21 protein-coding genes and 1 tRNA gene are annotated in these 18,794 nt (G+C 64.4%); 7 read left to right on the plus strand and 15 right to left on the minus strand.

All coding sequences use genetic code 11. The features are described from left to right. Nucleotides 1-267: 267 nt before the first annotated feature. Nucleotides 268-1,053, minus strand: coding sequence for a CPBP family intramembrane glutamic endopeptidase (locus JNG39_RS01195; RefSeq protein ID WP_368309186.1), 786 nt, complete (start codon nucleotides 1,051-1,053; stop codon nucleotides 268-270). Nucleotides 1,054-1,313: 260 nt separating this feature from the next. On the opposite strand from JNG39_RS01195, the gene JNG39_RS01200 reads away from it, so the two are divergent. Further along, nucleotides 1,314-1,667 carry a response regulator gene (locus JNG39_RS01200; protein ID WP_368309187.1) on the plus strand — a complete coding sequence of 118 codons (354 nt, stop codon included), beginning with the start codon at nucleotides 1,314-1,316 and terminating at the stop codon, nucleotides 1,665-1,667. Nucleotides 1,668-1,772: 105 nt separating this feature from the next. Here JNG39_RS01200 and JNG39_RS01205 read toward each other — a convergent pair whose 3' ends face one another. Next, entirely contained in the window at nucleotides 1,773-3,206 is a 1,434-nt protein-coding gene (locus JNG39_RS01205; protein WP_368309189.1) for an APC family permease, read from the minus strand. A gap of 285 nt (nucleotides 3,207-3,491) precedes the next feature. Continuing rightward, nucleotides 3,492-3,758, minus strand: a complete 267-nt coding sequence (locus JNG39_RS01210) for a hypothetical protein (protein ID WP_368309191.1) — start codon at nucleotides 3,756-3,758, stop codon at nucleotides 3,492-3,494. Here JNG39_RS01210 and JNG39_RS01215 point away from each other — a divergent pair. Continuing rightward, complete coding sequence (locus tag JNG39_RS01215; protein ID WP_368309193.1) at nucleotides 3,742-4,095, plus strand: hypothetical protein; 354 nt, start codon at nucleotides 3,742-3,744, stop codon at nucleotides 4,093-4,095. The genes JNG39_RS01210 and JNG39_RS01215 overlap by 17 nt on opposite strands. Before the next feature lie 53 nt (nucleotides 4,096-4,148). Here JNG39_RS01215 and JNG39_RS01220 read toward each other — a convergent pair whose 3' ends face one another. The 3 genes from JNG39_RS01220 to JNG39_RS01230 are packed head-to-tail and all read right to left on the minus strand — an operon-like array spanning nucleotide 4,149 to nucleotide 5,423. After that, complete coding sequence (locus tag JNG39_RS01220; RefSeq protein WP_368309194.1) at nucleotides 4,149-4,514, minus strand: hypothetical protein; 366 nt, start codon at nucleotides 4,512-4,514, stop codon at nucleotides 4,149-4,151. Further along, the gene (locus tag JNG39_RS01225) at nucleotides 4,511-5,065 is read right to left on the minus strand and encodes an RNA polymerase sigma factor (protein WP_368309196.1); all 555 of its coding nucleotides are present in this window, start codon (nucleotides 5,063-5,065) and stop codon (nucleotides 4,511-4,513) included. The genes JNG39_RS01220 and JNG39_RS01225 overlap by 4 nt, the downstream gene beginning before the upstream one ends. Next, the gene (locus JNG39_RS01230) at nucleotides 5,055-5,423 is read right to left on the minus strand and encodes a hypothetical protein (protein WP_368309197.1); all 369 of its coding nucleotides are present in this window, start codon (nucleotides 5,421-5,423) and stop codon (nucleotides 5,055-5,057) included. Before JNG39_RS01230 ends, JNG39_RS01225 begins: the two co-directional genes overlap by 11 nt. 127 nt (nucleotides 5,424-5,550) lie before the next feature. On the opposite strand from JNG39_RS01230, the gene JNG39_RS01235 reads away from it, so the two are divergent. Continuing rightward, nucleotides 5,551-7,548, plus strand: a complete 1,998-nt coding sequence (locus JNG39_RS01235) for a M13 family metallopeptidase (RefSeq protein ID WP_368309198.1) — start codon at nucleotides 5,551-5,553, stop codon at nucleotides 7,546-7,548. 33 nt (nucleotides 7,549-7,581) lie between these two features. Here JNG39_RS01235 and JNG39_RS01240 read toward each other — a convergent pair whose 3' ends face one another. Continuing rightward, on the minus strand, nucleotides 7,582-8,355 hold the full coding sequence (locus tag JNG39_RS01240) for an SDR family oxidoreductase (protein WP_368309199.1): 774 nt from the start codon (nucleotides 8,353-8,355) through the stop codon (nucleotides 7,582-7,584). A 113-nt stretch (nucleotides 8,356-8,468) separates the two neighbouring features. Between JNG39_RS01240 and JNG39_RS01245 the strand changes: the two genes are divergently transcribed. Beyond that, nucleotides 8,469-9,380 (plus strand): LysR substrate-binding domain-containing protein, encoded by a 912-nt coding sequence (locus tag JNG39_RS01245; RefSeq protein ID WP_368309200.1) that lies wholly within the window; start codon nucleotides 8,469-8,471, stop codon nucleotides 9,378-9,380. An 18-nt stretch (nucleotides 9,381-9,398) separates the two neighbouring features. Here JNG39_RS01245 and JNG39_RS01250 read toward each other — a convergent pair whose 3' ends face one another. After that, nucleotides 9,399-9,623, minus strand: coding sequence for a hypothetical protein (locus tag JNG39_RS01250; RefSeq protein ID WP_144911497.1), 225 nt, complete (start codon nucleotides 9,621-9,623; stop codon nucleotides 9,399-9,401). Between the two features lie 386 nt (nucleotides 9,624-10,009). On the opposite strand from JNG39_RS01250, the gene JNG39_RS01255 reads away from it, so the two are divergent. Beyond that, the gene (locus tag JNG39_RS01255) at nucleotides 10,010-10,579 is read left to right on the plus strand and encodes a Fur family transcriptional regulator (RefSeq protein ID WP_368309201.1); all 570 of its coding nucleotides are present in this window, start codon (nucleotides 10,010-10,012) and stop codon (nucleotides 10,577-10,579) included. Between the two features lie 181 nt (nucleotides 10,580-10,760). Here JNG39_RS01255 and JNG39_RS01260 read toward each other — a convergent pair whose 3' ends face one another. From JNG39_RS01260 to JNG39_RS01285, 6 genes are all read right to left on the minus strand, one after another. Further along, nucleotides 10,761-11,606, minus strand: coding sequence for a helix-turn-helix transcriptional regulator (locus tag JNG39_RS01260; protein WP_368309202.1), 846 nt, complete (start codon nucleotides 11,604-11,606; stop codon nucleotides 10,761-10,763). A 21-nt stretch (nucleotides 11,607-11,627) separates the two neighbouring features. Further along, nucleotides 11,628-12,029, minus strand: a complete 402-nt coding sequence (locus JNG39_RS01265; RefSeq protein WP_144911490.1) for a hypothetical protein — start codon at nucleotides 12,027-12,029, stop codon at nucleotides 11,628-11,630. Beyond that, a complete protein-coding gene (locus JNG39_RS01270; RefSeq protein ID WP_368309203.1) occupies nucleotides 12,016-12,429 on the minus strand; it encodes a hypothetical protein in 414 nt (137 codons plus the stop codon). The genes JNG39_RS01265 and JNG39_RS01270 overlap by 14 nt, the downstream gene beginning before the upstream one ends. A 104-nt stretch (nucleotides 12,430-12,533) precedes the next feature. Continuing rightward, a complete protein-coding gene (locus tag JNG39_RS01275; RefSeq protein WP_368309205.1) occupies nucleotides 12,534-14,804 on the minus strand; it encodes a TonB-dependent siderophore receptor in 2,271 nt (756 codons plus the stop codon). Between the two features lie 287 nt (nucleotides 14,805-15,091). After that, a complete protein-coding gene (locus JNG39_RS01280; RefSeq protein ID WP_368309206.1) occupies nucleotides 15,092-15,793 on the minus strand; it encodes a DUF4386 domain-containing protein in 702 nt (233 codons plus the stop codon). Next, nucleotides 15,786-16,199, minus strand: a complete 414-nt coding sequence (locus tag JNG39_RS01285) for a DUF6326 family protein (protein ID WP_368309208.1) — start codon at nucleotides 16,197-16,199, stop codon at nucleotides 15,786-15,788. The genes JNG39_RS01280 and JNG39_RS01285 overlap by 8 nt, the downstream gene beginning before the upstream one ends. A 937-nt stretch (nucleotides 16,200-17,136) precedes the next feature. Between JNG39_RS01285 and JNG39_RS01290 the strand changes: the two genes are divergently transcribed. Beyond that, nucleotides 17,137-17,583, plus strand: a complete 447-nt coding sequence (locus JNG39_RS01290) for a GNAT family N-acetyltransferase (protein ID WP_368309209.1) — start codon at nucleotides 17,137-17,139, stop codon at nucleotides 17,581-17,583. A gap of 612 nt (nucleotides 17,584-18,195) precedes the next feature. Further along, a complete protein-coding gene (locus JNG39_RS01295; RefSeq protein ID WP_368309211.1) occupies nucleotides 18,196-18,483 on the plus strand; it encodes a hypothetical protein in 288 nt (95 codons plus the stop codon). 225 nt (nucleotides 18,484-18,708) lie between these two features. Here JNG39_RS01295 and JNG39_RS01300 read toward each other — a convergent pair. Next, nucleotides 18,709-18,784 (minus strand) — tRNA-Phe (locus JNG39_RS01300). Between the last annotated feature and the right edge of the window lie 10 nt (nucleotides 18,785-18,794).

An 18,794-nucleotide genomic window follows, 5' to 3' on the forward strand; every position in this document is an offset into this window, starting at 1 on the left:
CGGTGCCTCGCTGGCAACCCGGTTCCGGGCGTGCCGACGGTTTCTATCCACAGCGCGTGTGGAAAGCGCCTGCATAACCGTGTGGATAAATACCGATCCCGCTTACGGGACAAACGGTTAGCTTGAGCTGGTCAACGAATGCCCAGGTCTCGTGCCCTGTCCGTGGTTCTATCCACAGCGAATGTGGATAGCGCCTGCATAAGCATGTGGATAAGCCCGATCGCCCCAGTCGCGACAAGGCCTTGCGTTGCACTGGCTAGCGAGTGATCACGACGGCGACGGCTCGTGGCGCGCCACGGCGACGGCGATCACGCCTCCGCAGATCAGCATGCACAGGGCCAGGATGGTCGTCGGTTCGAGGGACGAGGTCACCTCGGCGTTCGCCAGGAAGCGTCCCAGGATGGCGGAGGACGCATTGAAGGTGGCATGTATCGCGATCGCCACCAGCACGCTTCGTCCGGAAAGATCGAAACACAGGTTGATGATGAAGCCGAAGCCGATCACCAGCACCGCATACGTCCACATCGGCGCGCCGTTCCAGGTCGGTACGAGGAAAAGCGGCAAATGCCAGCCGAACCATAGCGTTCCCAGCAGGAGCCAGGCGCGGAGCCGGCCGAGCCGGGCTTCCATCAGCGGCAGCGCGAATCCCCGCCAGCCCGGTTCTTCACCGATGGGTCCCGCCATCAGCGCGGCGCGCGCGATCGCGAGGGGATATCCCGCGAACGCGAGCCAGTTCGCGCCGCCGAGGCGACCCTGGGTCATCCACAGGCTTGGCCCGATGATGAAGGCCAGCACGATCAGTAGCAGTCCCAACCCATAGGCCGCGAGCGACACAAGGGGGCAGAAGCCTCTCACGGGCCACGCGCGACCGGTGACGCCACGCACGATGACCGCCGAAACCAGCGGGGCATAGCTTCCCGGAAGCGTGTACCAGAGCGATCCGCGGATCGGTAGCCATCCCAGGCCCGCCCGGGAGAGGTACAGCGGCGCCCACGCGATCCATGCCAGCAGGTAGGCCAGCAGAAAAAAAGCGACGAGTGGATGCCGGACCATGCGGTCCCGGATGCTCCTGAACATGCCTTCGTCCCCGTAACGTCGTCGCGCGATTTAAGCAGCACGGCGACGTCGCGTCATGATGCGACGCATCGATGTCCGGGAGGCGATTCCTTGCGAACGCCGGCGAATCAGGGTGCCGGACACCGGTCGTCACCAAGGCATCACGGGGGCCTGCGCTACAACGACCGACTATGACCTCATCATCAAGGGAGCGCGCCACGACGCACGACCAGCCGCTGGCTGGGCGGCGGTACCTGGTGCTCGAGGACGATTACCTTATCGCGACGGCGCTGGCGGACATGCTCATGTCCCAAGGCGCGTCGGTGGCCGGTCCGGTGGCGAGCGTCATCGACGCAGGACATCTGCTGGAAAAGGCCGACCGCCTGGATGGGGCCATCGTCGACATCAACGTGGCGGGCACAGTGGCCTACGGCATTGTCGAACTACTGGAAGAACGGGGCGTGCCCTGCATTTTCGTGACGGGATACAAAGCCTCGGGCATCCCCGAGCGTTTCTCCCATATACCTTGCATCGAGAAGCCCACCGGTTGCTCGGCCATCATCGATGCCTTGCGACGCCTTCCTGGCGGGCATGTCGTCCCGGGCGCATAGGCACGCCGACATCGTGACCGTGGGCAAGCGCCAGAACCGCTGCGTTCGCATGATCATGTTCGTGTCGAAGGCGCCTCGCGGCGGCCAGGCGCCTTCGACAGGGTGTCAGGCCGTGGCCCGGTGCTCGACCAGAGCCAGTTCCCGATACTGAGCGGGGCGCGCCTGCCGCAGCCACATGCTGTAGGCGAGACCGCCGAACAGCGTCGCGACGTACGACAGGGGCAGCAAGGCCACGAAAGGCGTATCGACCGTGGAGAGCAGGGTGAAATTCACGCACACCGTGGTCAGCGCGACCGAGAGGCCGATCGCGGCGCACACGGAAGCCACGATGACGACGGGCCCCGCTTCCCTGGCGCGACGGAATACGTAGAACACGATGGCAATGGCGGCGGTGGCCTGCAGGCCGATGATGCCGAGCGTGCCCAGGCCGATGAGCACCGGAATGATGGCGGCGTACGGATCGGTGGAGGACGAGGCGATCGCGATCAGGCAGAGCGCCGTGGCGGCCGACATGCAGAGCGTCGCCGTCACCGGCACGTTGCGCGTTTCGTCGAACCGGGCCAGCTTGCGCGGCAGGAGGCCTTCCCGTGCCAGTGCGAAGATGTAACGCGATGCGGCCGCGTGGATGGCGATATACGTCGCCAGCATCGAGGTGCAAAGCAGAAGTCCGGCGATGTCCGACGCGGTCTCGCCATCGTACTGCTTGATCAGGTCGAGCATGAGCGTGCCGCCATGCGCGACGGCTTGCGCCTTCACGTCGCCGGGGCTGAGCGCGCCAACGGTGATCCACGCCGTGACCAGGTAGAACGATCCGATCAGGACGACCGACACGTAGCTGGCCAACGGGATGCTGCGCACCGGATCGGCGGCTTCCTTGGAATAGAGCGCGCCCGATTCGAAGCCGACGAAACAGGTGAATGCGGTCATCAGCGACACGCCGATGCCCGGGGCCAACCACTGGCCCGGCGTGAAGGACGAAAGCGGAAATGCCGCCCAGCCTCGTGCCGCGACCACGCTGACATCGAACACCACCAGTACGGCGGTCTCGACGATGATGATGGCGGCCAGCAGCTTGGTCGACGCATCCATCGACCGGTAGTTGAGGATGCCCACGACGATGGCGGATAGAACGGCGAAGACCGTCCACGTCACCTTGTGCCCGAGTGCGATGGACACCTGCTCGTCGAAGTAGCCGCACGCCGCGGCGAGACCGAAGGTGAATGCGCCATACGACACGATGGCGGAATACGCCGTTCCCACGCCGAGTGGTTTGCCCAGGCCCTCGGCCACGTACGTGTAGAACGCGCCGGTGCTGACCACGCGACGGCCGATGAACGCATAGCCGACGGTGAATGCCACGAGGATGAGGCCCGCGATCAGGAAGGCTACCGGTACGTGGGCGCCCGTGCCGCGCGAGATGGCGATGGGGAGGTTGCCGATCATCGAGGCCAGCGGGGCGGCGGCGGCCAGCACCATGAAGACGATGAATCGGGTGGAAAGCTTATGGGTGCGCGTCGACGGCGCGTCGGGACGGCTCACGGTTGATCCTGAAGGCGATGATAGGCAGGGAAGGGCGGGTGGGGAATCCGCCCCGGGAAAGGAGTGGCTCCTGGGCGATCATTCTATAATGATCGTTATAAATCGAACGATACGCTTGCCCGTTCCACGCACGCCCGCTCCCGTGCCACTTGGCGACGGGAATGGTATGTGCCCACGGTGTGGCTGATAAGCGATGGAAAAAGAAGGTATGGAGGCTGGCAAGCGCTCCATGAGACGTGCCCCGGATCGGCACTCCGCAAGCTGGACTACCGCGCGAGAGGCCGCCTAGTACCCCGCCTTCACCGCATTCGCCAGGCGATAGGCGGCCTGGCGCACGGAGACGGGACCCGCACGCAGGCGGCAGCAGGCCACGATGCCCTTCGCGCGGCTAGCGAGCCCCAAGGCACGCTCTTGCTGCGCACGCTGGCGTATCAGGTGTGCGCGGAATTCCACCTCCATCATGTCGTCCTCGTCCAGCGCGGCGAACAAGGCGCGGAGGTCGAGAACGATGAGGTCGTGGGAGGTCCATGACTGGATGGAAATCGGACTCATGGGGCCAGCGTGCCGGGGATATCTTCAAGGGAATGGCGACGAATGGCATGCGCGAGGTGATGAAGCGTGGCGCGTGGCCAGCTTCGTGAAGAAGCTGTCGCTTCTATCTTCACGCGGCATGTGCCCTGGTTTGATGCGTAGCGGCTTAGTAAAGCAGACCACCGTGTGTTGCCGGGGAAGGCCGATGGCGTCGAACCATCACGTGGAAGGGAAGGGGGAAACCCCCAGCGCCGTGGGACGAAGTGTGCTGGCGCGGCTGGGCGTGCTCGTGGTTTTACTGCTGATTTTCGCCGGGTTGATCGTTTTCCTGGTGCAGGCGCTGGAACCTGGCAGGTAAGCCACTCGGACATGGCGCAGCAGCGGAAGGCGCGGTGCCATGAAGCGGCGACGTCATGCGGGAGGTTCGGCGCTTTCCGGTGCCGTCTTCGGCGTTCCGGCATCCGCATGCAGGGTCACCTGGGGCATCGACCAGTCATGGAGCCATGCCCAAAGCCCCACGCTCGCTATCAGCGGCACGACCAGATCCGTATCGTTCGCCCCGTCCAGCAGCCATAGCGAGACGAGGATCATGCCACCCACCATGGCGGCGGCGATGGCCAGGTCTCGCGCGCAGGCTCGCCATGCATGCATCCGTTCCAGATGGGCCAGGGCCTCCACGGCGACCACGCGATGCGTTCGCATGACGAAAGCGGGATCGTCGTGGGTCTCGTCGGTTTGCAATACGTCGTGAAGCGAGGGTTGGCTGTCGGGGATCATCGGGACGACTCCAGGGGGACGGAGAGGCGGCGCCTCACCACCTCACGTGCGCGAGCTATCACGCTCTTGAGCGTGCCAAGGGGGAGGCCCATCAGTTGGGCCGCTTCGGTGTGCGACCACCCTTCGGCATCGCACAGCAGCAGGCACGCGCGTTCACGGACCGGCAGTTCGGCCAGGGCCGCCGCCACATCCAGCCGTGCGCCGAGATTGGGTTCGTCGGCACCGACGGGTTCCGCCGCACGGGTGTGCTTTCGTTGCACGTGCTGCTCGTGGCGCTCATGGTCAAGAAACACCCGCCACCCGATGCGCACGAGCCAGGCGGGATAGCTGCTCGAGGTGTCGCTGCCATCGAATTGCCGGCAGCGCTGCCACGCGCGCACGAACGTCTCCTGGGCCAGGTCGTCGGCCGTGCTCGGTTGGCCGCAGAGCTTGCGCAGGAAACCGCGCAGCCGCGACTGGTGCCGCGCGACCAGCACGTCGAATGCCGCGCGGTCGCCGGCGATGACCCGGCGATTGAGTGCGTCGTCCGTGATGCATTCTTCAAGGGGCACGCGCGGAACGCCGGGCCATGAGCACCAGGACGAGCCCCGTGAGCAACGGGAAGAGCGCCGCGCCGGCAGCCGCCCGCATCGCGGCTTCGCCGGCCTGCAGCACCACGCAGCCGCCACAGGCCAGGCCGATGGCGATGAGTACCCAGCCGTTGCGCCGATCGACGGCGGCACGCTCGGCCGCCGGCGCGCGACCGAGCGCGCGGTCCAGCTGCTCGGTCGTCAATGGCACGCCGGCATCCAGGGCACGGCGCAGCGTGCGGTGCAACAGCGCGACCATGGCCAGCCGCACCAACTGGTGGATCACGATCAGCAGGGCCAGCGCGATGATCACGCTGCCGAGGAAATGGGCGTCGAACATAAGAGCCTCCGGTCTGGTGCTGCCATAACGCCTGCCGCGGGTGGTTTGGATGAGGTCCGTCGCTCATCCATATCGCAGGTGAGCCGCGTTGATGCTGCACCGGCCCCGCGCCTCCCTGGAGCATCCCATGAAACCTTCCCGTGCCCTCCTGCTCGTCGGCGTGCTGGCCTGCCATGCTCACGCCCACGCGGCGGAGCCAACCTCGCCGACACCCTCGTTACCGGTGCCGGCTGCGCCCGCGACGAAGCCGGGCGACGACTTCGACCGCTTCGTCAACGGCACCTGGGCCGACAGTCATCCGATGCCCGGCGATCGCGGCTGGATCGGCACCTGGCCGGAGCTGCAAGCGCGCGCGGAGGCGCAGTCGCGCGAGCTGGTCGAGCGAGCCGTGCAGGACGGCTCGCCGATGGGCAGGCTCTACGCCAGCGCATTGAACCAGGAGGCGCGCGACCGGCGCGGCATGGCACCGTTGCGCGCGACCTTGGCCGAGATCGACGCCGTGCACGATGCGGAGAGCCTGGTGGTGATGCTGGCGCGCCTGGCGCGCATCGATGTCGGCGCGGTGGTCATCCCCATGATCGGCGAAGACGACCGTGCGCCGGGGCAGCGTCTTCTTGCCGTGCGTCAAGCGAAGGTTGGCCTGCCGAACCCGGCGGATTACACGGTGGCCGACGGCCCCGGCGTTGCACGCAGAGACGCCTATCGCCGCTTCCTGGCCGCCCTGCTCGAGGCCTCCGGCGCACCCCGGGAGCGGATAAAACCGCGGGTGGACGCGGTGCTGCAACTCGAGGGACGCCTGGCGGCCGCCCAGACCTCGCTCGCGGACCAGCGCGATGCGATGGCGGGCTATCGGCCCGCCGATGTGCACGCCCTCGGGCAACGGTTGCCCCAGTTCGCATGGGGACGGTGGCTCGCGGCGCTCGGGGCAACCGGGGTCCAGCGGGTGAACGTGCCCTTCCAGCAGGCCCTGGCCGCGCAGTGGGCGATCGTCCGGCGCGCACCGCTGGACGTGGTGCGCGACTTTCTGATCCTGAAGACCCTGGGCGCTTACAGCCGGTACATGTCGGGCCCTTTGGCGGCCGCCCGTTTCGCGTACTACGGCACGGCGCTTCGGGGTGTCACGGTCGAGCCACCCGCGTGGCGGCAAGGCATGGATCGGGTAACCAACCTCATGCCCGAGGCGCTCGGTCGCGCCTACGCCGCCCGGTATTTCTCGCCGGCGGCGAAAACCCAGGCCGTCGCCCTGGCCGAGGCGGTGCGCCGCGCCCTGGCCGGACGCGTGGCCCGGGCGACATGGTTGTCGGTCGCCGCTCGCGAGGGTGTCCAAGCCAAGTTAATGCGCACGCGCCTGAGCATCGGATACCCCGAAGTGTGGCCCGACGTTCCCGACGTGGACATCCGCGAAGACGACTTGGCCGGCAACGTCCTCCGCCTCAACGCCTGGCGTTTCGATCGGGCCATCGGCGATCTGGCTCTCCCCATCGACCGGGCATCGTGGACGTCTCCGGTCCAGGTGCCGAATGCCTATGCCAGCGCGTCGGCCAACCATATCGTCTTTCCCGCCGCGCTCCTGCAGCCGCCGATGTTCGATCCGGCGGCCACCGCGGCGGAGAACTACGGCCGCATCGGCGCCACCATCGGTCACGAGCTGAGCCACCTGTTCGACGACCAGGGGCGTCACTACGATGCCGATGGCCGATTGCGCGAGACGTGGACGAGCGACGACGTGCAACGATTCGACGCGCGCGCGGGAGCCTTGCAAAAGCAGCTCGAGGGCTATGCGCCGCTGCCTGGCGAGCGCGTCGATGGATCGCTGGTGCTGGGCGAATCGGTTGCCGACCTGGCGGGACTCGAGGCCGCCTACGACGCGTTCGTGCAGGCCGAGCCGGGCTCGGGGCACGCGCGCCGGGCCTCCGATCGCCGTTTCTTCGTGGCCTGGGCCGAGTTGTGGCGCAGCCGGTACCAACCCGCTTATCTGCGCACGCTGCTGCACACCGATGCGCATCCGCCGGGAAGCGTCCGGCTGTCGACCGTGCGCAACCTCGATGCGTGGTACGAGGCCTTCGCGGTGCCGTCGAATGCGGCGCTCTACCTGGCCCCCGAAGCCCGGGTGCGCATGTGGTGAGCCGGCGCCCCATCCGATGCGCGGCAGGTCCGCTTACTTCGTCGTATAGCCGCCGTTGATGAGGATGGTCTGGCCGGTGATCCACCAGCCGTCGCTGACCAGGTGACGGATGAAGGGCACCACGTCCTCGATGTCGGTGAGCCCTGTCTTGGTGAAGGAGGAGAGCGCCGCCGCCGTCTTGTGATAAGCCACCGCATCGTCCCCTTCGGCCGGGTAGAAGAACGGGGTATCCATCGGGCCGGGACCCACGGCCGTGACCGAAATGCCGCGCTCGCCGAATTCCTTCGCCGCGGCGCGTGTGAAGTGCTCCACCGGCGCCTTGGTACCGGCATAGGCGGCGTAGAACGGCGTGAACGCGCCCAGCAGCGACGTCACCAGGGTGCAGATCTTGCCGTGGTCGTTGACGTGCTTGCCGGCCTCCTTGAGGAAGAAGAACGCCGTCTTGGCGTTGACCGCGGCCATCTCGTCGTATTCGGCCTCGCTGATGTCGATCATCGGCTTCTTCAGCACCTTGCCCACGGTGTTGACGGCGATGTCGGGGCGGCCGACGGCGGCCACGGTGTCGGCGAAAAGTTTTTCCACGGCGGCCGCGGTGGTCAGGTCGCCCTGCAGTGCGATGGCCTTCGCGCCGACCTGCTCGATGGCGCTCACCGTGCGCTGGGCATCGGCCTGGCTGGCCGCGCTGTTGTAGTGGACGACGACGGCCTTGGCCCCGTGGGTCGCGAGGTCGCGCGCAATCAGGCCGCCGAGGTTCTTGGCGCCGCCCGCGATCAGGACGGTCTTGCCGTGGATGCTGTGTCGGTCCATGCGTAACTCCTCGAGCCAGTGAAGGGTTTCCTGAGCTTAGAAAACTCCTTTTTCTGAATAAATCATCGAGATCGAGATAGACTGTACATAAATCACGACGAATGGCTCCATGCGTGGATCGCATCGACCAATTACGGATCTTCCTGCGTGTCGCGCAAAGCGGCGGTTTCTTCATGGCGGCCGATCAACTGGGGCTGCCCCGGCCGACGGTCTCGCTGGCGGTCCAGCAGTTGGAGGCCCGCCTGGGTACGCGGCTGTTCAATCGCACGACCCGCCGGGTGAGCCTGACCCGTGACGGCGAGGCGTTGCTGGAACGCGCCATCGCGCTCGTGGCCGACAGCGAGGAACTGGAGCAGCAATTCCGACCCTCCGGCGAGACGCTGCGCGGGCGCCTGCGGGTGGAACTGCCCAGCCGTATCGCCCGCCGCATCGTGGCGCCGCGCTTGCCCGGGTTTTTCGCCCTGCACCCGGGCATCGAGCTCGAACTGGGTTCCAGCGATCGCGTGGTCGACCTCGTGCACGAGGGCATCGACTGCGCGCTGCGCGTGGGGGAGCTGGAATCCAGCAGCCTGGTGGCGCGGCCGCTGGGAGTGTTCCGGCTGATCCACGCCGCCAGCCCGGATTACCTCGCACGTCACGGCACTCCAAGGACGCCGGCCGATCTCTGTCACCATCTCGCCGTCGGCTACGCATCGCCGGGTAACGGACGCGCCACGCCGTGGGAATGGCTGGCGGACGGCAGGCTTCAGTCACGCCCCATGACGTCCCAGGTCTCGGCGAACAATGCCGAGAACTATATCGCCTGCTGTCTGGCGGGCCTGGGCATGATCCAGATTCCGGAGTTCGACGTACGCGAGCACCTGGAACGCGGCGAGCTGGCGGCGGTGTTGCAGGACTGGCCGCCTCCCTCGATGCCAGTGCAGATGGTCTATCCGCATCGACGCCACCTGTCGCGTCGCGTGCAGGCTTTCAGTGATTGGCTGGCCGGGGTGATGGCCGGTTACGTGGAAGCGGCGCGTCCCTGACTGAGCGGACGCAGCCGGTCAGGTCAGGCCGAGCTTCTTGCCGACGGCGAAGGTCACGAACAACAAGATCAGTAGCGTCGGCACGAAAACGGCCACCACCTTACCGACCGTGCGCAGTACCGCGCGCCGCTCGGCATGCCGACCCTTCTTTCCCTGGTCGTAATGCCATTTGACGGCCAGGAACATGCCGGTGCCGAACACGAGCACCTTGAAGGTGATGAAGACGACGGGGACCCAGTCCACTTGTGTATTTCCAGGCTATGGCTGATCGCTATCGTCGTAGGAGGACCCACGACGCTGCTCCATAAGCTCCATGTTTCTCAAGCAAGCATGATGCCGAGGTTCGCGAACATGCTAGCCGGAAATCGTTTCCCTGCGTTGAGACAAATTGTCCCACCGATAACCACCGGTCATCGCCCACGGGACGACGGGGCCGGACGGCATCTCCGCCCCGACATGCCGTCATTTCCCTTTCTGGCCGTCTTGCGAAATGACCTGACCCGGTTTCGCAACGTGGAAGGGCGTCCGCGGAGCTACGCTGCCTGTCGTCCGCGACACGCGCCCCTAGCCACGCCGCCCCACGTTGCGATGAGCGACCGGAGGAATTCGGCACAGCGAAGTGACCCCCTATGACCCCGCACGACGAATCGCCCCGGATCATCGACTTGATTACATCCATGGGAAGCAAGAGCGGCTTGGCACCCAAGCGCACGAAACGCACCGCCTACGATGTGGGAACCGACGGCGCGACGTCGTCGCACGAGCGACGGTTGCAGTCGTGCGACCTGCGTCCCACGCTTGCGCGCATCAGTGCCTTGGACGTGCTGGAGAAGGCGGTGCCGGGGTGCCTCGATGCGAGCCAGGTATATCGCATACTCAGCCCTCAGTACGAGAGCATTACGTCGTCCACGATCTACCGCGCCTTGAAGGATCTATGGATGGCTGGCCTGCTGATTCGCACCGACGGGGCGCATGGCCGAGCGTTCTACGCCATCAAGCCGCATGCGCAAGGTGCCCGATGCGACACGCTGCGGTGCCACTGCGGTACGCGGCTGGTTTTCATCGAAGATCAGACATTACGAAAGCACCTGCGGTCGCTCGCCGTCAAGGAGGGTTTCGACATCGACATCGAGTCAGCCTTTACCGTTACCGTGACGTGTGCGGCCTGTCGGAAACTGCGCAAGCGAAGCCGCGGTTAGATGATCCATTCCATCGGTCACAAAAGCCTAAGCGGAACGTATGCAGTGAACGCCCCGGTCATGACGAAACGCGCGGGCCGGCTTGAATCGGTGGTGCTCGAACTATTCACGCGCAGCGCGAACGTGCTGGGCGTCGAGGGCTTCACCTCGATAGCACGCGTCGCCATGGTCATCGATCGGGTCAGTCCGGGCCGGGAAGCACGATACCCGGTACCGAGGCGGGTTCCCGGTCGGCCCCTCGTTCAGCGAGGTATCGCGCGGGCGGCTTGCCCACGGCCTTGCGAAACATGGTGACGAAGCCGCTGGCATTTTCGTAGCCCAGTTCGAAGGCCACCGTCTGCACGCTTTCGCCCCTCGTCAGGAGCTGAAGCGCGAGAATCACGTGCAATTGCCGCCGCCATTGGCCAAAGCCCATCCCGATTTCGCTTTGCAGCACACGACTCATGCTTCGTTCGCTCATGCCTATGCGGGTAGCCCAGTCGGTCTTCGAACTCTTTTCCGACGGGGCGCCCAGGAGCAATTCCGCGAGGCGTCTCAGCCGTGCGTCGCGCGGCATGGGAAGGTGCAGGTCTTCCACGGGAGCTTGCGCCAACTCATCGAGCAGGGCGGCGATCAGCCGGTCCTCCCGGCCACCGGGTACATATAACGCGGGAAAACGGGCCGCCTTCAGGATCAACTCGCGCAGCAGTGGCGATACCGAGATCGTGCAACAGGTTTTGGGTAGATCCGACGCGGCATCGGGTTCCACGAAGAGGCAATGGCATTCCGTTTCCCCCGACCCTCGTGCCGAATGGGGCAAGTCGCCCGGTATCCATATGGCGCACTGGGGCGGCACGATCCAGACGCCATCCTCGATCTCGCAATTGAGGATGCCGCGAACGGAGTAGATCAATTGTGCCTTGTGGTGACGATGCCGGGCGTTTTCCCAGTCTTTTCCGACGGACGTGGCGCTCAAGGCGACGACGCGACGGGGGACGTCGTCGACGTCCATCGGTGCGATCATGTCGATGGTGGCATGGTCCGGCATGGCTGGCAGTATGCCTCGGGATCAGGCGGACGAGGCCTCGCCCGTCGACAGCAGTTCCCTGGCCATGTCGACGGCTTGTTCCCGCGAAGCGGCGAGCAGCATGGGATAGCCCCAGAATTTGGCGAACATGACCGAAAACGCCTTGTAGCCCATGCGTTTCGCCTGGTTCGGTTCGACGAGGATCATGGCCAGGACCAGCTTCCTCAGTTCGAGCTTGTGTTTCTTCATCCAGAGCGAGACGCGCTTCTTTTCTTCCGGCGTGTGCTCATGCTCCTCGGTGGGCGTGGAATCGCTGAGGATGACGAATCGCTCGCCGCGCTTCAGGTTGGCCTCGAACTCGTCGAAGTCCTTCTGGGGATCCTGTCCGGGTTGTTGGGCGAGGCTCATCCAGACCAGGGGGAAGTCGGAACTATTCATCGACATGGCGTACTCCTTTGTGCTTGATATGGCGCCACGTGGACACGATGGCGAACGTGCCGGGCAGGGCAATGAAGAACAGGGCCGAGAAGGCGATATGTCCGCCGTCGCGCAGCCCGTCGACGATGCCTCCCAGCGTATTCAGGCAGACGAGCGATCCGCCGAGGATCAGCGCGATCCATCGCGTCGTGCGCGTTCCGAGGATGGCCAGGAGCGCCGTGAGTATCCATGCGCCGTAGAAGACGCAGAACATCCACAGCGCGCCGGCCTCGAACGTGATCGCCTTCATCGTGCCGTGCGATTTCACGTAGTCGTTCAAGAAGGAGAACGACTGAAGCGTCACGAACAGCACGGCACCGGCGGCCGTCGTCAGCCAGAGCAGGGCGAACGTGTTGTCTTTACGCATGGCCGATCCTTCGACGGGCATGGCGGCATGGTATGGCTGATGTGACATGGTTTTTTCTCCACGATCGATTGACGCGCAGCAGGAGCGCCTTTCCCGGGCGCGCCTCAATACCTGAAGTTGAACGTCACCATCACGTTGCGTGGTGCGCCGTAGCCCACGGTGTCGAAGTCACCTTTCTGCAGGGCGTATTTCCTGTCGAGCAGGTTGTTGACGTTGACGGACACGTCGGTGCCTTTCGCGATGACGTAACGTCCCATCAGCGATACCAGGGCATACGACGCCTGCTCTCCGCCGAGCGTGCTGGTGCCGCTGTTCGCCGCCTCGTAGAACCGGCTTTGCCATTTGACTCCCCCGCCAAGGGTCAGCCGGTTCCAGCTCCCCGGCAGCTGGTACGTGGTGAAGAGCTGGGCGGTGGTGCGCGGTAGCTGCGAGTTCAGGCGCACGCCGTCGCCATCCTTGGCCGTGAAGTGGGCGAGGCCCGCATAGATGTTCCAGCCACGCGCCAGCTCGCCTTGCAGGTCCATCTCGATGCCGCGCGATTTCGTTCCGTCCACGCTCTCGTAGGCTTGGGCGCCGCTCGGCGTATAGGTGCCGGCGACGATCTGCGCGGCGTTGTCCAGGCGGGTATCGAACAGGGCGACCGAGGCATGGAGGCGCCCATCGAGGTAGTCGCCTTTCAACCCGATTTCCGTGGTCTTTCCTTTGGCCGGCGTCAGCACATTGCCCTTGATGTCCCGGTAGTCGGTTTGCGGGTTGAAGATGCCGGTGTAGCTGGCGTAGGCGGAGTAAGTGCTGTCGATGTCGTAGATCAGGCCGGCGTAGGGATCGAACTCACCGGATGTCTTGTAGTGGAACGGCACGCCGTTGACGCTCTCGTCGATCTCGTAATTGCTGAAGCGGCCGCCGACGACGAGTTTCAGCGGATCGGCGAGCGAAAGCCGGGCTGCGCCGTAGACGCCGCTTTGCTTGATGCGGGTCTGGGTGGGTATCGACGCCATCGCCTCGAAGTCGGGCCGGGGATAGGGCGAGCCCAGGTCGTAGATGTTGACCGGCACGAAGCCTGGATAGAAAGGAGGGATGTCATGCTCGCTGGCGTCGCGGCGCGAACTCATCGCTCCGACGACGATGTCATGGGAGCGACCGAACAGTTCGATGGGGCCGTTCGCCATCACGTCGACGCTGTTCTGGTGGCTGCGACCCTCCGACGCCAAGGCCACCGGATAGGCCCCGAAGGGATAAGTGCCCAGGCCCGTGGCGCGATCGGGGCGGCCGACCACGCCGAGCAGGTGGGTATCGAAGTCGCTACGATACTGGTTGGCGATGGCCCGTAGGTTCCAGCCGTTGGCGAAGCGGTGGTCCAGCTCGGCGAACGCGGTCTTGAGACCGCTGTCCCAGCGGCTCCATTTCTGGGAGTAGGCCTTGGAGCGTGGATAGTCCGCTTGCGTGCCGTCACTGAACCAGAGCGGCAACCCCCCCCAGGTAGGGCCTTTCGGGGTGCTGTCCTGGTCGTCGTAGCCCAGGCTCACCGTCGTGTCGGGTGTGAGGTCTGCCTCGACGATGCCGTAGAAGGCCTTTCGTTGCGGCTTGTACCCGTCGAGGTAGGAGTCTCCGTCCTGATACGTTCCCACCACGCGCGCGCGGACGCGGCCGTCCGCGGTCAAGGGCGCCGAGACGTCCGCGGTTCCCCGGCGGGTATCCCAACTGCCCGCACCGAGCGAGGCGGACGCGGAAAAATCACGGGTCGGCCGTTTGCGCACGAGGTTGATGGCGGCCGAGGGGTTGCCGGTGCCGGTCAGCAAGCCGGAGGCGCCGCGCACCACCTCGACGCGATCGTAGAACGCGGTATCGAGAGAGCTGATGCCGCTGCCGTTGACGAGGTCGCCGACGATGGTGGGGATACCGTCATACTGAACGTTGTTGATGAGGAAGCCGCGGGAATAGAAACTCGTCCGTTCGCTGTCGGATTGGTACGAGGTGATGCCCGCGGTGTTGTCCAGCACGCTTTGCACGGAGTTCAATTGCTGGTCGTCCATGCGCTGACGGGTGATCACCGTGACCGATTGCGGCGTCTCCTTCAGCGACAGCGGCAGGCGCAGGGCCGCCGCCGTCTTGCTCGTCGTGTAGGAACCGGTGCCCTCGGTCGCCGCAGGATCCACGCTGCCCGTGACGGTAACGGCCGGCAAGGTCACCTTTTCCCTGGACGCCTGCTCTATGGCGCTGTCCTGCGCCGACGTTGGCTCGGCGGCGAATGCGCCCTGCGTGCCGGCGACGAGGGCGATCGTGATGGCGGAGACCAGTCTGGTGCGCGATACGCCCGTGGGTGATCCCTTATCCGTGTCGCACGACCGCGAATGGGAGGCATGTGTGGCGTGCATATGCCTGAAAAGCCTTCCGGCATTCGTTGACCAGGACATTCAAATAATACTCATTATCGTTTGGACGCCGTATTTAACAACGGCGCCGTCCTGGCTCAATGGCGAATCTGGGCCAATCTGTTATTCGATCGGGCCAAGGGGCCGCTGGCGCTCCCACTGGAACACGCCGGGCGAAGTCACTCCGCTACGGCCACGGGCTAGCGAGGCGGTGGCCGATCGGTCGGCACCGTCCCCTCCCGAAGCATCAAAGGTATGACCACCTGCGGGTCAACACGCCGGTGGTGCGATCAGCGGTCGCGCAAGGATCGTTTGGCGCCGAAGACCAGAAGCCAGAGCGCCAACGCCGCCTCGCCGAGTATCGTCGGGTCCATCAAGTGCGGCGACAGCATCCGGGCGAAGGCCGGTACCGCGAGATCGGCGATGCTGTTGAACACGTAGCAGGCACCGGCCAGCGTCATCAGTACGCCGATGACTTTGGGAAGGAAGCCGCTGCGCCACGCCAGCCAACCCAGCATCAGGCAGTAGATGCCGAAGAACACGAGGCTTACGTCATAGCCGTCGCCATGCACCTTGAGTGCGAGCAAGGTCCCGGCGTCGCGTTGTGAGGATCCCAGGGCAACGAGAAAGGGCGACGTCGTCAGCAGCCGTAGAGGGACGAGCAGCAGCAAGGTGTCGGCGGCCAGCACGGCAATACCGATCAGACTGAAAGCGGCAGCCATCCGCGACACGCCGGCATGCACGGTGCGGAACATCCCGAGAAATAGCGTCGTCACCGCAACATAGCAAGCCAGCATCGCGAGATCGGCGACGAGACCGGCGCGGAACAGCCCTTCGTTGGCAAGGATGGCACGTGCCGTGGCGGCGGCATCGTTACCGGCGATCAACGATCCCCGCGACCCCACCTCGGCGAACAATCCGAACACGATCGTTCCGAGGTAGAGCGCGCCCGTCAGGCGTGCGACGGACGGTGACGGCGCGGCCTCAGTCACGGCGAACCTCACGGGGCCAACGGACGGCGATGACCGTGATCGCCAGCGTCAACGCCATTTCGATGGCCGCGAGTACTTTGTAGAACGGTTCGGAGCCGGGAACGCTGGCCGCCATGATGGCCGTGTAGAGAAGCCCAAGGACGATGCAGGCCCACCGGCATAGGCGCGCCGGTAGCAGGAGCGACAACGCGACCATCAGACTGGGCACCGCCATCATGAGCGAGGTGCCCGTGAGCACGGCGGCTGTCGCGCGGCCCAGCGGTCCCATGTTGCCCTGGTTCATGTCCGCCAGCGTGCCGGTGACGTAGAGGTCGAAATAGTCGCCGTAGACATAGCAGAACATCGTGGATGTCCAGAGTGCCGCCAGCTTTACCTTGGTCGGCGCTCGATACTCTTCCAGCCCCATCCGCTCCCCCAAGCCAATGTTTGTCTCGACGATACACCATGTCGCCGATGACAGGAGCGCCTTTGCCAGGGTTTTCCGAACCAGCCATTCGGCGCGGTAAGAAGCCGCTTCAGCCCGGCGAGCCGGTCTTGCGCAGCAGGACTGCCAGTAGTACCTGTACCGCCCGGGACGCCGCCGCCCCCAGGTACATCAGGCCGAACTCGCGGTAGATCACAGGCGAGAGCGATACGACATGCAGGCCACGTCGGTCAACTGGTGCGTGAGGGTATGGGCGTGTCACTACTGCCTGAGCCGACCTTGCGTCTGCTTACGGCGGCCCTGCCGGTAAGCATATCTGTGGGAGCCGACTTCGTGGGCTATAGCCCATTGCCACAGGCTGTCAGGGGAGGGAACGTGGTGGCTGCCATCGGAGAGCAATCGCCCTACACGACGAATACCTTGCCGTCGCACGGCGCAAAGACATGCATGTGTTCGTGAACGAAGCATTGTGCGCCGATGGACAAGTGATCCGTGACATCATGGCGTCCTCCATTCATATAGCGCCACCTCCCGCATCGCTGGTGAGGGCGGGTCAGACTGCGGATGCGGGTACGAAACGCTACATGTACCGCACCTATCTTGCGATGACGGCGCCGAAGCGTGTGGCAGCAGGCGCCGACCCAGGGGGCTGCGGCGGGGTATGACTTGCGCAGCGAAGCCCGCGAGCTATGCATTCAGATCCAGGGCGGGAACATGGTCGGGATGTCCGTCAAGTCTGGCGTTGCGGCCTTCCCCAGGACAACAGTGGAGGCTGCGATCAACGTAGGCCGTGGTGCGCCGTGAGAGGCGATCCATGGGGTGAGAGCCGTCGCGCACATTGCCCTCATATCGCCATCAGAAAGCCCGGTCGCCCGCCTAAGGTTGTCGTTACCCTGCAGTGCTGCTGATGGAGTTTGACGTGACTGGATCAACGGGAGTACGACAAGCGCTTCCTCGCGATGCAGCCGGCATCGTCCTTTGTTTGGACGCGCTCGGATACGTCTCGCCGTGTTCGGATGTTGTCTGCAGACTGCAGGCTTTGATCGACTCCGATCTGGACGAGGTCTTTGTTTGTGAGAAGGACGAGGGCATTGTCGGCATGGCCAGCTTGCATACGATCCCGCTGTTGCATCGCCCTGGCTATCTGGTTCGAATCACATCGTTGGCGGTGCGACCTGGGTTTCAACGCCAAGGCCATGGACGCCGCCTTCTTGGTGCTATCGAGAACTGGTCGATGGCTCATGGCGCTTCGCGGGTCGAGGTCACTAGTGGCGACCACCGGCCGCTGGCTCACAGATTTTATGAAATGGCCGGCTACGCTGCCGAAGAGCGAAGATTCATGAAGCATCTGAACGCAATGACATGAATTTGCTGGCGGATCCTGGTGCAACGGGACGCCGTGCCGTCGCCCACCTGGCAAGGCCTCCGATCCGGGGCTCTCGCGACGGGTTGCCACGCTTCCAATTGACCGGGATCTGGATATCGTCAGCCATGAGCAAACGGCGTACGATGGTTCAGGTCGTTCACTGGATGAAGCGCTATGAATGCTGAAAGGCCAGACCCGATTCGCGCATCCATCAACCCTCGAATTCGCTTTGCTGGCGCATTTGTTGGGGTTTTGGGAGGCTGTGCCGTGGTGTTACTGGTGCCCTACGTCCTCCGAGTACTGGGTGCGCCTATCTTGCCGGCTTGGGGAATCGGAAAACTTGCGGCCCCGGCTTGTTTGCTCGGTGCTATCCCAGGCTATTTATACGCAAGATGGATATTCCAGTGGGGCGGCGCGTTCGGGCTTATCGGCTAGAAAACCCGCTCTAGGAAATATGCAGATGATTTAAAGGCACCTTCTCGGCATTCTCCCGCCGCTGTTCGGCGAAGGTGCTTCGGGATTTGCTGATGGCTGGGATGGTCGTGTGCGGCAATTGCATGCAACGGTACGTCGCGCATTTCGTGGTTGCATGATTTCGTCGGTGGAGGCGTCATGAGGTCGCTTTCGCGCCAATGGCTGGGCACGGCGATGATCATCATGATCGTGGGCTCATCGCTGATCGGATGTGCGGGCTTTCAACCGGTGCCGGATGAAAGCGGTCATGTCCAAGTCCAGTGTCAGGATATGGAGTCGATGTGCTACACCGCGGCGGAACACGCATGCGGTGGTCACTTCATGGTGCTGGAGCGTCAGCGCACGCCGATCGGCCCCAGCTTCGAGAAGCCCGAATTCGGCGTGGACCGTGCATCGTTCACCATGGACGTTCAATGCGAACGATAGGCTGTGCTGCCCCTTGAGGCCCTGCCTCGTAGCCGTATGGCGGCTGGCCCGTTCCGGAAAGATCGCTTCGGCAGAGCCCTGTATTCAGCTAGGGCCTGAGCAGCCGAAGAAGCCGGAATCATGCACGCACGCTAGCGCGTGCGATCATGGTGTGCACTCGTATGACTATACAGCGGCCAAATAAAGAAAAAGCCCGCCGAGAGGCGAGCTAGATCTCTGAATAAATGGTGGCTCGGGACGGAATCGAACCGCCGACACGGGGATTTTCAATCCCCTGCTCTACCAACTGAGCTACCGAGCCACGAGTGCCT

Origin of the sequence: Luteibacter sp. CQ10 (assembly GCF_040900725.1) — a bacterium.
Taxonomy (GTDB): Bacteria; Pseudomonadota; Gammaproteobacteria; order Xanthomonadales; family Rhodanobacteraceae; genus Luteibacter.